Annotated in this window: 13 protein-coding genes; 10 read left to right on the top strand and 3 right to left on the bottom strand. The window is 59.9% G+C overall.

The window, feature by feature from the left end; translation table 11 throughout:
- Positions 1–61: 61 nt before the first annotated feature.
- Genes ACN50D_RS29210 through ACN50D_RS29195 form a run of 4 tightly spaced genes read left to right on the top strand, consistent with a single transcriptional unit; the run spans position 62 to position 4,559 of the window.
- Positions 62–586: a chorismate mutase family protein gene (locus tag ACN50D_RS29210; protein ID WP_019747551.1), complete on the top strand. Its 525-nt coding sequence runs from the start codon at positions 62–64 to the stop codon at positions 584–586.
- On the top strand, positions 583–2,667 hold the full coding sequence (pabB, locus tag ACN50D_RS29205) for an aminodeoxychorismate synthase component I (protein WP_211920503.1): 2,085 nt from the start codon (positions 583–585) through the stop codon (positions 2,665–2,667). The genes ACN50D_RS29210 and pabB overlap by 4 nt, the downstream gene beginning before the upstream one ends.
- A gap of 8 nt (positions 2,668–2,675) precedes the next feature.
- Positions 2,676–3,575 (top strand): prephenate dehydrogenase dimerization domain-containing protein, encoded by a 900-nt coding sequence (locus ACN50D_RS29200; protein ID WP_211920505.1) that lies wholly within the window; start codon positions 2,676–2,678, stop codon positions 3,573–3,575.
- A 6-nt stretch (positions 3,576–3,581) separates the two neighbouring features.
- Entirely contained in the window at positions 3,582–4,559 is a 978-nt protein-coding gene (locus tag ACN50D_RS29195; protein ID WP_209920769.1) for a diiron oxygenase, read from the top strand.
- Positions 4,560–4,680: 121 nt separating this feature from the next.
- Here the strand turns inward: ACN50D_RS29195 and ACN50D_RS29190 are convergent, their stop codons facing one another.
- On the bottom strand, positions 4,681–5,538 hold the full coding sequence (locus ACN50D_RS29190; protein WP_064073940.1) for a glycosyltransferase: 858 nt from the start codon (positions 5,536–5,538) through the stop codon (positions 4,681–4,683).
- A gap of 404 nt (positions 5,539–5,942) precedes the next feature.
- Here ACN50D_RS29190 and ACN50D_RS29185 point away from each other — a divergent pair, with 404 nt between their 5' ends.
- The 5 genes from ACN50D_RS29185 (at position 5,943) to ACN50D_RS29165 (ending at position 10,776) form a co-directional block, all read left to right on the top strand.
- Positions 5,943–6,914, top strand: coding sequence for a daunorubicin resistance protein DrrA family ABC transporter ATP-binding protein (locus ACN50D_RS29185; protein WP_020969036.1), 972 nt, complete (start codon positions 5,943–5,945; stop codon positions 6,912–6,914).
- Positions 6,911–7,774 (top strand): ABC transporter permease, encoded by an 864-nt coding sequence (locus ACN50D_RS29180; protein ID WP_054781949.1) that lies wholly within the window; start codon positions 6,911–6,913, stop codon positions 7,772–7,774. Before ACN50D_RS29185 ends, ACN50D_RS29180 begins: the two co-directional genes overlap by 4 nt.
- Positions 7,771–8,631 carry an ABC transporter permease gene (locus ACN50D_RS29175; RefSeq protein WP_058039006.1) on the top strand — a complete coding sequence of 287 codons (861 nt, stop codon included), beginning with the start codon at positions 7,771–7,773 and terminating at the stop codon, positions 8,629–8,631. The genes ACN50D_RS29180 and ACN50D_RS29175 overlap by 4 nt, the downstream gene beginning before the upstream one ends.
- A gap of 118 nt (positions 8,632–8,749) precedes the next feature.
- On the top strand, positions 8,750–9,787 hold the full coding sequence (locus tag ACN50D_RS29170; RefSeq protein ID WP_058039005.1) for an alpha/beta hydrolase: 1,038 nt from the start codon (positions 8,750–8,752) through the stop codon (positions 9,785–9,787).
- 86 nt (positions 9,788–9,873) lie between these two features.
- A complete protein-coding gene (locus ACN50D_RS29165) occupies positions 9,874–10,776 on the top strand; it encodes an esterase/lipase family protein (protein ID WP_064443511.1) in 903 nt (300 codons plus the stop codon).
- 218 nt (positions 10,777–10,994) lie between these two features.
- Here ACN50D_RS29165 and ACN50D_RS29160 read toward each other — a convergent pair whose 3' ends face one another.
- Positions 10,995–12,299, bottom strand: a complete 1,305-nt coding sequence (locus tag ACN50D_RS29160) for an IS256-like element ISRer3 family transposase (RefSeq protein WP_019750077.1) — start codon at positions 12,297–12,299, stop codon at positions 10,995–10,997.
- Between the two features lie 124 nt (positions 12,300–12,423).
- Positions 12,424–13,404 (bottom strand): thioesterase domain-containing protein, encoded by a 981-nt coding sequence (locus ACN50D_RS29155; protein WP_419970244.1) that lies wholly within the window; start codon positions 13,402–13,404, stop codon positions 12,424–12,426.
- Here ACN50D_RS29155 and ACN50D_RS29150 point away from each other — a divergent pair.
- The coding region (locus ACN50D_RS29150; RefSeq protein WP_419970245.1) for a hypothetical protein at positions 13,295–13,539 on the top strand (245 nt) is incomplete at its 3' end. The genes ACN50D_RS29155 and ACN50D_RS29150 overlap by 110 nt on opposite strands.

The raw sequence follows: 13,539 nt of genomic DNA, 5'->3' as shown, positions 1-13,539 counted from the left end.
CAACCTGATTCGCGCACCAAACAGGTTTCGCGGAATTAGGCACCACCGCAGGTTTCGACGAATGACGATCGTGGAACACCTCCCCGAACGGCGATGGTCGGTCGGGGTGCCGGTGTCCGGAGGTGGGTTGCGTTCCGGGCACCACATTGTCGACCTCGCGTCACGCCGAGCACCGGGAGGCCTCGTGGAAGAGTTCTTGACCACAACGAGTTCCGAAGCAGGCACGCAGACCTCGTCGTATCCGGACGAGGCCGAAGGATTGGACAGCTTCCGGCGCGACCTCGACGCCATCGACGCTCTACTTCTCGAGACGGTGCGGCAGCGGCTGGAACTCTGCCTGCGCATCGGCGAGTGGAAGCGCTCCCGCGAGGTTCCGATGATGCAACCCGGCCGCGTCCGCCTCGTGCAGGAGCGGGCGCGTGAATTCGCCCGTAGACACGACCTCTCCCCCGACTTCTTCAACGCCCTGTACGAGCTGATGATTGCCGAGACCTGTCGACTCGAAGACCTGGTGATCAACGCACCTGTTGAGGAGGAGGACACTGTTCGGGAATCCGTCGGACCGAGATCAGGATCATCGACATGAGTTCCCGCACCCTTCTGGTGGACAATTACGACTCGTTCACCTACAACCTGTTCACCCTGTTGACCGAGGTCAACGGGGTTGTGCCGACCGTGGTCCGCAACGACGCGGATTGGGATTCCCTCGATCTCGCGTCGTACGACAACGTGGTCATCTCCCCAGGTCCCGGCCGGCCGGATCGCGACCGTGATTTCGGAATCAGCCGCCGTTTCATCGAAGAAGCGCCTCTCCCACTTCTCGGTGTCTGTCTCGGCCACCAGGGCCTGTGCGAGTTGTTCGGCGCGGACGTGGTGGTTGCGCCCGTCCCGATGCACGGCCGAATTTCGCTGATCGATCACGACGGCTCGGGCATCTTTGCCGGACTTCCGTCGCCGTTCCGAGCTGTTCGCTACCACTCGTTGACCGTCGAGAATCTGCCGAACGCCTTCGTTCGTACCGCGTGGACGTCCGACGGTCTGCTCATGGGTGTCCGGCACCGGACCAAGCCGATGTGGGGCGTTCAGTTCCATCCGGAGTCCATCAGCACCGAGTTCGGCATAGATTTGCTCGCGAACTTCCGCGATCTGTCCGTCGGACGCACTCTGGATTCGGTGATCCGACCCGAACCTGTTCCGCAAACACCCGACCTGCGGCCGGCGATCAACTACGACGTCGACGACGTGACTCTCGATTTTGCAGTGGACCCGTCGGCGGCCTATGCAGCACTGTTCGCCGACGGCCCGAACGCGTTCTGGCTGGACCGCGCGGCAACCGCAGAGCCGAGTGCGCGCTTTTCGATTCTCGGCGATTCGTCGGGGCCGCTGGCCGAGTTCATCACGTACGACGTGCAAGCCGAGGTACTGACTGTCAGCCGAAAAGGCTTGTCCGACGAGCACATTCGAGTTCAGTTCTTCGATTACTTGGACGCACAACTCTCGACGCGCTTCGTGCCCTCGCATCCGGAACTCGACTTCAACCTCGGCTACGTGGGCTACCTCGGCTACGAACTGAAAGCACAGACCGGAGGAAGGGCAGTCCATCCGGCACCCACTCCTGATGCCGCCCTGGTGTTTGCCGATCGCGCCGTCGTCATCGATCACACCGCGGGCCGCACTCACGTTTTGAGGTTGCGCGAGAAAGTCCGGGACGCCGGCTATGACGATTGGCTCGAATCGACCGTCGACACCCTGGCGCGGATCGGCGCGGACCTTCCGGAACGCACCCCCGTTCCGCTGATCAGCGACACCGTCTGGACGCAGGCTCGCCTTCGGCATGATCGCGATCAGTACCTGTCGTTGATCGGAACGGCCCTCTCGGAGATCCGGGCAGGTGAGTCCTACGAGGTATGTCTGACCAACATGGCGAGCGTCGACGAGACGATCGATGCACAGCAGGCGTTCGAGTATCTGCGCTCGATCAATCCGACGCCGTACAGCGCACTTCTCGACTTCACCGGCATCTCGGTGGTCTCGGCCTCGCCTGAGCGGTTCCTTCGTGTCGACTCGGCCGGCAACGTCGAGTCCAAGCCGATCAAAGGTACCCGCCCGCGCGGCGTCACCCGAGCGCGTGATGCTGCCCTACGGCAGGACCTGCTCGACAGCGAGAAGGACCGCGCCGAGAACCTGATGATCGTGGACCTCACCCGCAACGACCTCACCAAGGTCTGCGTTCCGGGAAGTGTCCACGTTCCGAGGCTGTTCGCGATCGAGTCGTACTCGTCCGTTCACCAAATGGTGTCGACGGTGCGCGGACATCTGAGTCCGGGGTCGTCGACGGTGGACTGTGTGCGTGCCGCGTTCCCCGGTGGATCGATGACCGGCGCCCCGAAGGTACGGACGATGGAGATCATCGACCGCCTCGAATCCGGCCCACGTGGGGTCTACTCGGGATCGATCGGGTACTTCGCGCTCGGTGGCGCCGCGGACCTCTCGATCGTGATCCGGTCGCTGGTCTGCACCGAGAGCGGCGTGACCTTCGGAATCGGCGGTGCCATCACAGCGTTGTCCGATCCGGAAGAAGAATTCGACGAGACCACGGTCAAGGCGTCCACGCTGCTCCGTGCGCTCGATGCGGTGTCCTCGCGGGTCCTCGAGTACGGCGGGTAGATCCAGCCATGACGGCGACATCAGGCACAGCGACGGTTGTCGGCGGGCTGGGTGCCGTCGGATCCATGTTCGTCGAACTGCTTCGCGCCGGGGGGTCGACCGTCACCGTCGTCGACCCAGCAGGCAGCGATCCCGACGGAGATGTAGTCGTCGGAGACATCACGAAACCCAGTGAGCAAGTCCTCGCGCACGTGGAGTCCTCGCGCATCATCGTGCTCGCGGTTCCCGAACAGGTCGCTCTAGCCGCACTACCGAGCCTTCGGACATCCGGCGCTCTCGTTGTGGACACGCTGTCGGTCAAATCGCGGATGGACGCAGCAATCGCCGACGCCGGCCGAGAAGGGGAGTTCCTCGGACTCAACCCCATGTTCCGTCCGTCGCTCGGGCCACGCGGTCGGGCCGTCATCGCAGTGCCGTACGTCGGCGGTCCGCAGTCCGACAGATTCCTCGACATCGTGCGCTCGTGGGGCGCGTCGGTCGCGGTGATGGACGCCGATCGTCACGACCGGTTGGCTGCGGCCACCCAGGTTCTGACACACGCGTCGGTGCTGGCTTTCGGCGTTGCCCTGGCTGAACTCGGAGTTTCCGCGGACGAACTCCTCGCGGTCGCCCCTCCCCCGCATCGGACCTTGCTCGCGCTCCTGGCGCGTGTAGCCGGCGGCGAGCCGGAGGTGTACTGGGACGTGCAAGCGGGCAATCCGTATGCAGGTGCGACACGAAAAGCACTGTTCGATGCCACCGCACAGGTGGACAGGGCGGCCGAAACCCTCGGCGACTTCACGACGCTGATGAAAACCGCCGACGCAGCGCTCGACAATCGCTCAGGCGAATTGAACGCGGAGTGCCAGAGCTTGTTCGATCGCATTGCCGAAGGGCACAGAGAGATCGCCGAAGGGCACAGAGAGTAGGGCACGATGAGACCTGGAGTGAGTCCGCCCAGCCTCCCGGAGTACGACGCCTCCGATCCGGTCGAGAGTGCAATCGTCCGCCGCCTTGCGAGCAATTGGGCGCGCCGGGCAACCGTGAAGAAGGCGGAGCCGGAACTGGACGATCTCTTCGATTCGTCGTTGTCCGACTACCCCGAAGCACTTCTCCCGTTCGCGGAGCATCCGATCTACCTGGCATTGAGCCCCGAGCAGAAGCAACGCCTGCAAGCCTGGGCATGGATCGCGTTCAACAAGAACGTCATGGACATCGAGAAGTACGTCGTCAATCCCGGCTTCGACGTTCTCGCCGAAGACCGACTTAACGTCGGTCTCGGAGATTGGGCTGCAGTGGCGGTCAATCAGGCGATGGTCGACGAGCAATATCACACGCTCATGCACTTCAATGCCAGTTCAGCGACCCGTCGAGGCAGGGGCTGGGGGCTGCCGGCCAAGGCATTGCCAGACGTCCTGACGGTCCGCACGCGGGCGCAAGCCCTCGACGCAGCCGGTGATCCGCGCAAGATCGCGCTGACACAGTTGGCGTTCATGACCGTCGCCGAGGTGTCGATCACCGCATACCTCGACCTGATCTCGGACGATCCGGGCGTGCAGTCGATCAACCGCGCGACAATCCGGCTGCACGCTCGCGACGAGTACTGCCATGCCTCGATTGCCGGGGAATTGGCCGTCCTGGTCTGGGATTCCCTGGGTGGTGGAGATCGCAGCTATCTACTCGAAGGTTTCGAGGACGCAATGCGTGCGTTCAGCGGGACCGACTTCGGCGCGTGGCGAGCAATCATGGAAATTGAAGCCATACCTGGAGGACGGAAGATGCTCGACGATGTCGCATTGGAACCGCACAACGAACTGTTCGTGCAGGACTACAGTGGAATAACGTCCCTGCTCCAAAAGCTACAAGTTACACCAGAAGTAACAATCGCTGCAGATAAATATTCTGCCAGTTAATCCCGTGCAATAAAAGAAATAGTTCGCAACGAACGAGAACCAGCAATAGTCCGCAATTATCGGGCACTCCCGATTTTTCAGCTAGACACGAGCGTTCTCGAATAAATACCGGACGGATTTATCAAGAAAAGACGGGAAGATCCCGCGCCCGCTGCCTCCGACCCAAGACCCGAGACGAGAGTTGTCCGGAATCCTTGTCATAAATTCGATAAAGAGGCCACAAGATTGCATGCAGAATACTGTCTGCTGCAATCAAGAATGTTAACTTCCAATTCGATACACCATGATGCTCGAGGGTTTTCTTCGATGCTCGATTATATCGTGCATACACTCGCGGCGAACTAACTCCACGTCTACCCGAAACCTTTGCGGCCATGCTCGAGATCTGCCCCACTGCGCAACGAACATGCGCCATGCAGAGGGATAGATCGATATCCTCATGAATGTCGGTTCGATCGCTGACCGCACCCCTAACGGCCAACCAAGCCGACCGACGCATCGCCATGTTACTGCCTGGAACTGCAACAACGGGCCGAACCGCCCCCTGAGCCCCGCGACCGAGTCGCCAATTCGTCCATCGGCGCTGAAGGCCGGCGATCGGAGATTCATAAAGGTAAGTCAGGCCAGTTACGCCCGAGAAATCGTCGCGACGCTCGAAGAATTCGTGAACCGCAACGGCCCAGTCTTCCCCCACGATCGTATCCGCGTCGATACGTCCGATAATTTCTCCACTCGCCGCGTCAAACCCTTTGTTTCTCGCATGCACCACCCCGGGTCGGGATTCTTTGAGAAGCCGAACCTTGGGACAACTACTTTGATACTTCTCGATCAACTCGGAAGTGTTGTCCGAGGAATTATTGTCAACGATGATGATTTCGTCGACATATTCACCTTGAGCAATGAGCGCTTCGATGCACGTTTCGATGTATTCAGATTCATTAAAAGCCGGAACAACCACCGACAACGTCGCGTTCGCCATTTCCCAACGGTATCGCGAATCTCTCCACAAGACATCGAGCAGCGGGCCCAGGGGACCAACCGGAAGGAATCGGGGGACTTTCGTCACCGGTCAAATCAAAGACCTCCGGTCCGCGCAACCGAATACCCACCTGCGCAGATGCGCTGAAAATCTATTTGGTCATTCGTTCAATTAGAAGAGATCTTTACGTTACAAAGAATATTTGTGATTCTTGCCACAAGGTGAAATCGAAGGTGAGAGTTGCTGGCAGGAGCCACATACTCCCTCTCACGCGTCCGATTGCCCGAGTGTCGGTTTGACCCTCCGGTAACATCTGAGCGGAGATCACGGATAGAAGACAGAAGGCATCTGTGCGCCCGTCGGGAGCGCGTGCCCGTTCCGACAATGCAGACAGCGGAGTGTTGATGCCCTTTTCCACGGACGCAGCGGTACTAGTGGAGGACGTACACAAGTCCTTCAAGAACGTGCACGCGCTGCGAGGGATCAACTTCACCGCCCCACGTGGGACAGTGCTCGGCATCTTAGGTCCCAACGGCGCAGGCAAGACGACGACGGTGAAGGTCCTCTCCACGCTCATTCGTCCCACCAGTGGACGCGCGATGGTGGCTGGCTACGACGTAGTGCGCAATGCTCCCGAGGTTCGACGCTCCATCATGATGACCGGGCAGTTCGCCGCCCTGGACGATTCACTCACCGGCCGGGAGAACATCGAACTGTTCGGCAGGTTGATGGGTCTCGACCGAATGTCGGCGAAGGTGCGCGCTGCCGACCTGCTCTCTCAATTCGACCTCGTCGAAGCAGGATCTCGAGTAGTGAGGAACTACTCCGGCGGTATGCGCCGACGAATCGATATCGCGTGTGGCCTGGTTGTTCGCCCCGAGGTCGTTTTCCTCGACGAGCCGACCACCGGCTTGGATCCGCGCAGTCGGCAGAGCGTCTGGTCGCTGGTCCAGTCACTGAAGGAGCAGGGAATCACCGTGCTCCTGACAACTCAGTACCTCGAAGAGGCAGATTTACTGAGCGACAACATCATCGTCATCGACAAAGGCGCAGTCATTGCTGAGGGGACTGCTGACCAACTGAAGGCGCGAACCGGCGCAAGCTTCTGCGAGATTGTGCCCGCAGATCTCAAACAGCTGCCTCATGCGGTCCATGCCCTGGGCAATCTGGTCCCCCGCGACTTCAGATTCGATCTGGCACAAGAAAGCGGTCGCATCGCTATCCCCGCACCTGTCGGCGCAGGAACCCTCTCCGAAGCGCTGCGTCGTCTGGACCACGCACGGATTCCGCTTGCAGACATCGCGCTTCGTCGCCCGTCACTCGATGACGTCTTTCTTTCACTCACAGGTGAACAGCACGTAAGCGAGACGCCGTGACGACAACCACAAAATTCGGGGTCGATCAAGTGACTGTCCGCGGGGAAAGTCGCAGCAAGATTGCAGTCCCCGAGGCTTTAAGCGTTGGAAAGCACCGCCGACCGCATCCATCAGCGATCAATCAGTGGTGGGTGCTGACTGCACGCACCGTCAAATCGATGGTCAAGCGCTATGAGCTGCTCGTTGCAGTCATCGCACCGCTGATCTTCACGATCGGGTTCTACCTTCCCTTGAAGTTCGTCATGCAACTTCAAGGGATCAACTACGCGCAGTTCTTGATGCCGATCATTGTCCTGCAGGCGATGGCATTCACATCGATCTCGGCTGCTCAAATGTCTTCGACCGAATCGATCACCGGCTTCAGCAACCGGATGAAAACCATGCCGGTCGTCGGCCCGATCCCGCTGCTGTCCCGTCAATCCAGTGGGTTCGTCAGATCAACAGTCTCGCTTGCTGCCGCATTGGCGTTCGGCCACTTGATCGGTTTTCGATTCTCAGCCGGAGTCGGGCAGGCCGTCTTGTTCTGCGCTGTCGCCCTGGCGTTCAGCACCTGCCTGTCCTTCGCTGGTGACGCCATCGGCTCATTGTCGAAGAGCCCGCAGGCCACCAGTCAAGCGCTGACATTGCCACAGTTGATTCTGGGGATGTTGTCCTGCGGTTTTGCGCCCGAGACCGGCTTTCCCGAGTGGATTCGGCCGTTTGTACGCAATCAACCGGTATCGCAGTTTTCATTCGCCATGCGTGATCTTGCACAAGGCGGAGTCACCTGGAGCGTCCTGTTTCCCGTCGTTGCGTGGACTATCGGGTTGATCGTCGTGTTCGCGCCACTCGCGTTCTGGGCAAGTATGAGGCGGTCATGAACGAACCGACAGATCGATTCATGGCTGTAGTCCGCCCGGTCGAGGGGTTCAACTTCCCTTACCCGGATAAAGCGCTCCCCGAGAACTCGTTCAAGGCGCTGGTCGTGCACAGTGGGATTCAGGCTAAACGCCTGCTGCTCACCTGGCTGCGAGATCCGTCGACGGCCATTCAAGCCCTCATATACCCAGCATTCATGTTGCTCATGTTCCGGGTCGTATTGGGCAATTCGATTACAGCAGCAACCGGCCAGTCGAGTATTTTCGGGACAGTTCCACTGATCATCCTCGTAGGCGCTATGTTCGGGTCGATTGCGAGCGCCGTCGGCCTCAAAGGTGAACGCGCGTCCGGACTGCTGAGTCGATTCTGGACGCTCCCCGCGCATCGCGCCTCGAGTCTCGTCGGACGCATGATCGCAGAAGCAGTCCGAGTTCTTCTCACGTCAATCGTGATTCTCGGCGTCGGCTATCTGCTGGGGTTCCGATTCAATCAAGGTCCGCTGGCGGCCTTCGCGATCTTGGCGTTGCCCGTCATTTTCGGCGTCGGTTTTGCCATGATGGTGACGGCCCTGGCCACTGTCTCCGACAACTTGCCGCTCGTCGAAATCGTATCCATCTCGTGCACACTATTGATGTTCTTCAATTCCGGATTCGTCCCTGTGATGGCCTACCCGAAGTGGCTTCAACCAGTGGTGGCAGAGCAACCGATGTCCGTCGCTATCGACACGATGAGAGGGCTGTCGTTGGGCGGTCCTGTGGCGGAACCCCTCGTCAAGACGCTGATCTGGTCCATCGGCATGATTCTGGTCTTCGTCTACCCAGCAATTCGGGGATACCGACGCGCCGCGGCGATGTCGTAACGAATACAGACCGCAAACCGACTTCACAGTTCGAGAAACAAGTGGCACCAGGGATGAGCATCGATGTACCCGTGCCACGCAACGAGAGGTATCTAACTTGACGCGTACAAGGCAGTCCATGTGGAGGCGCGCTACCGGTGTCGCCGCGGTGACGATGGTGTGCGCTCTGGTTCCGGCCGGTATCGCAACTGCGTCGCCTGTCACTCACCAGGGCGGCGGAGATTCGGTGGAGCCCGTCACGAGTGGTTCTTACGTCGTCTCAGTCGAGCAAGTGAACGATCGCCAAAAGATCGTGAATGTATACGCGGCGTCGATGGACCGCGTTGTTCCAATTCAGGTCATCACTCCTGCCGATGACTCCGCGCCCCGTCCCATCCTGTACTTGCTCAACGGAGCCGGTGGTGGACAAGATTCCGCTACTTGGGAGTACCAGACCGATGTCGTCGACTTCTTCCAGGACAAGAACGTCAACGTCGCGACGCCAGTTGGTGGACGCCTGTCGTACTACACCGACTGGCAGAAGGAAGACCCGAAACTTGGTAAGAACATGTGGAGCACTTTTCTGGGTAAGGAGCTCCCCCCGTTGCTGAACAAGCAACTTGGCAGCAATGGCGAACAGTCGATTGCAGCAATCTCGATGTCGGGTACTTCTGTGCTCAACCTGGCGATCGAGTACCCAGGTTTTTACAACTCCGTTGCCGCATTCAGCGGATGTGCTCAGACCAGCGATCCGCTCGGCCAGCAGTTCGTCAAGACCACCACGGAGTGGATCGGCGGCGTTGACGACGTGCAGAACATGTGGGGTCCGTTCGACGGCCCCGGTTGGCGGGAACACGACCCCCTTGTGAACGCTGAGAAGCTGCGTGGCACACAGATTTACATGAGCACCGGCAGCGGGCTCCCCGGTTTCCCCAATGACACCCCTGCTAATCCGCGCATCCAGGACGGCCGCGCTGCGATGTTCGACCAGATCGTTGTCGGCAGTCCGATCGAGCTTGCAACCAACCTGTGTACCTCCAACATGGCGAAGCGGCTCTTCGAACTGAATATTCCGGCAGTAGTGGATTTCCGACCAACAGGTACCCATTCATGGGGCTACTGGCAAGACGATCTACACAAGTCCTGGCCATTCATCGCACAGTCTCTGGGCGTCTGATTCAAGTGCCTCGTGCTGGCTTCAACTCCAGCACGAGGCACCGATTAGCTTCATAGGAGGAATCAGCGGTGCGGTTCATTCGGATCATGCTGGTCGTACTGGGAACGTGTTTCCTGCTGTCTGGCACCTCAGTTAGTGCCCTGGCGGATGATCGAGAACCCAGCCCTGGTTTCGCGACTATGGGTCCATCGCCGGCGGGCTCCAACAACTGGAATTGCGTTCCGAGCGCCGATCATCCTCGTCCGGTAGTTCTCATCCATGGAACAACCGCGAACATGGTTGATACCTGGGCTGAACTTTCCCCGCAACTTGCTGATCTCGGCTACTGCGTATTTGCTCTCAATTATGGAGGGGCACGGGAAATCTTCAATCCCAACGCTCTCCAATGGGGTATCAGGGACATTGCGACTTCAGCGAAAGAGCTTGCAACCTTCGTTGATTCAGTTCGCCGTCATACGGGTGCAGGCCAGGTGGATCTCGTAGGCCACTCCCAAGGGGGAGTCGTCGCTCGCCAGTACCTGAAGTTCGACGGTGGTTCGACTCCGGAAGATCCGTCGAAAAACGCCGTCCATTCTCTGGTCACCCTCGGCGCTACCAACCACGGAACGACCTTCGGCGGCTTGCAAGCAAACGCCAAACAACTCTCAGATATGGGGCTTCCTGGAGACCTCTTGGTTCAGGCGATTTGGGGACCAGCCGGTGTTCAACAACTTCAAGGGACACCGCTGTTGACTGAGCTCAATGCGGGCTCGGAAACCCAACCGGGAGTTACGTATACCGTAATCGCGACCGCTCACGACCAGATTTCAACCCCTCCGGAAGCTTCGTTCCTTACCGCAGGCCCCAATTCCGTTGTAAACAACGTCTGGGTCCAAGATGGATGCCCAGGCAACACTGCCTCGCATGCGGGGCTGGTTCGTGACGCGCATTCGTTGGACCTCGTAAAATCCGCGCTCGATCCGGAATTCACGCCGATCCCCTGCGCATAGCTGCCCCAGACGTCGAGATGGTCAGCCGCAGCGGTCGAAATCGCACGCTCGACAAACTCCGATCGACAAGCGTGCGCTGTCACGGGTGAACATGACCTCCTACAAGGCCAATCACGAAGAGCGAAGCATACGAGCCTGGCCGTCGCCCGACCAGGCTCGTATACGCCGGTTGATCAATCAGCGGCGAGATATTGTCAAGACCTGTGGATGAGGGTGTTTCAGGCGACCTCCGTTTCGCTTGATTCGTCGGGCTCAGCGGGTGAGATGTCGATGGGTCGTTCGAGCAGCTTGCCTTTGTGGAACACCGCGCCGGCACGGACCAGCGCGACCAGATGGGGGGCGTTGACCGCCCGCCAGCGGGCTTGTGCGGCGTCGATCAGCTTGTAGGCCATGGCAATCCCCGCTGCGCGTGACCCAGGGCCCTTGGTGACCTTGGTTCGCAACCGCACGGTCGCAAACGTCGATTCGATCGGATTCGTAGTGCGCAAGTGGATCCAGTGCTCGGCCGGGTACCGGTAGAACTCCAGGAGCACGTCGGCGTCGTCGACGATCTTGGCGACCGCCTTGGGGTACTTCGCGCCGTAATCTACCTCGAAGGCCTTGATCGCGACCTGGGCCTTGTCGATGTCCTCGGCGTTGTAGATTTCCCGCATCGCCGCGGTCGCACCTGGATGAGCCGACTTGGGCAGCGCAGCAAGCACATTGGCCTGCTTGTGAAACCAGCAGCGCTGTTCACGGGTATCCGGAAACACCTCCCGCAGTGCCTTCCAGAACCCCAGCGCCCCATCACCGACGGCCAGCACCGGGGCGGTCATCCCGCGGCGTCGGCATGAGCGCAGCAGATCAGCCCACGACTCTGTGGACTCCCGGAACCCATCGGTGAGCGCGACGAGCTCCTTGCGGCCGTCGGCGCGGACGCCGATCATCACGAGCAAGCACAGCTTCTCCTGCTCCAGGCGGACATTGAGATGGATGCCGTCGACCCATAGGTACACGAAATCGGTGCCCGAGAGATCCCGGTCGGCGAAGGCCTTCGCCTCGTCCTGCCATTGCGCGGTCAGCCGGGTGATCGTCGAGGCCGACAGCCCGGCACCAGTGCCGAGGAACTGCTCCAACGCCGCACCGAAGTCGCCGCTGGACAGCCCGTGCAGGTACAGCAGCGGCAACACCTCGGTCATCTGCGGGGACTTGCGTGACCACGCCGGCAGGATCGCCGAGGAAAACCGTTGCCGTTCACCGGTCTCGGCGTCGACACGGCGGTCGTTGACCCGCGGTGCGGTCACCGTCACCGCCCCCGCCGCGGTGAGCACGTCACGCTCGTGGTGATAGCCGTTGCGGACCACCAGCCGCCGGCCGTGCTCATCGAGATGCTCGGCGAACTGCTCGATGTATGCGGCGACTTCGGCGGCCAACGCCGCCGCGAGCATCTGCCGGGCACCGTCGCGAACGATCTCGTCAAGCAACGACCGACCAACACCGCTGTCGTCGTTGGAGGATTGCTGATCCTGAACTACCGTGAGCATGGGCGTACCTTCCCGAACCAGCGCGCCAACGCCGGTCCTGATCAGAGCTGATGGAATTTCAGATCATTCCCGGGAAGGTGCGCCCACTCACGCCGCCTCGCCGAGAACCATCCACAGGTTCTGATCATTGCTCATCAGCGGCGCCACCGCGCAACACACGCTCAATGATCAGCCCGATAGCGCGAACGCCTTCAGGAGACATCATCTCCAGGTGGTGAACGTCGACCAATTCATCCGTCAGTTCTCCTTGCGCGTACGGACCCCAAACCTTATCGGCTTGCTTTGCGTCCGAACGATCCAACGAACTCACGAAGGTGATCGGCCCCCCGAACGACTGCGGCCGATGGGCGTTGATCAGCTTCGCCGAAATCGCAATGCTTGTGAGCAACCGCTTGATCGCAGACGCATCGAGTCCGATTCTCTCTCCGTCGACAGCCGTCAAGATCTCTGCAGACCTTTCGACCGACAATTCATCGAGCTTTTCGTTCTCGCCGAAGACAATCCCCATTGCAGCCAACTCAGCGCGCACCTGGACAGCGTGCTCTGATTCGTCGCGTGTTTCCGGCGAACCGTCCAACAAGATCAACGCCTCAACGATCTCGCCTCGCTCCTCCATCTTCGCCGCAACCGCTTGAGCAATGATCGCGCCGAGCGACCAACCGAGAATTCGGTACGGGCCTGACTGCTGAACCCGGGTGATCTCATCCACGTAGCGATCCGCGTAATCGTCAAGGGATCGTCCTTGGAATGCCTCATCAGTCAGAACAGGGCTCTGCAATCCATAAAGCGGAATCGAACGGTCCACAACAGCCGCCAACGGCGCAAAAGGCCACGCCAGTCCAACGAGTGGATGAACACAGAACAACGGCACATCGCTCCCTGTCGTTCTCAGCGGCAGAAGCGTTCGTAGTGCATCATCGGTTTTCGCATCGAAGCCCACCCGAATTCCGAGTGCAATTCGTTCTGCAAGTTCGCTGACCGTCGAAGTAGCGAAGATGAGTCGCAGTGGGACCTCCACGGAAACTGCTGCGCTCAGCCGAGCAGCAACCCTCGCTGCGACCAATGAGTTGCCACCCAACTCGAAGAAGCTGTCGTCCGCTCCGATGTGCTCGACACCGAGAATCTCCGAAAAGACGCTTGCGACAAGTAGTTCAGCTTCGGTAGTGGGAGCCCGGAACACCGCAACCTCGAACACCGGCTCCGGCAACAACTTCCGATCCAACTTCCCCGAAGCATTGAG

This window comes from Rhodococcus sp. SB1D (assembly GCF_048573875.1).
Taxonomy (GTDB): domain Bacteria; phylum Actinomycetota; class Actinomycetes; order Mycobacteriales; family Mycobacteriaceae; genus Rhodococcus_F; species Rhodococcus_F qingshengii.
Note: the sequence above shows the minus strand (reverse complement) of the source record. Positions and strands in the feature narration are given on the sequence as shown.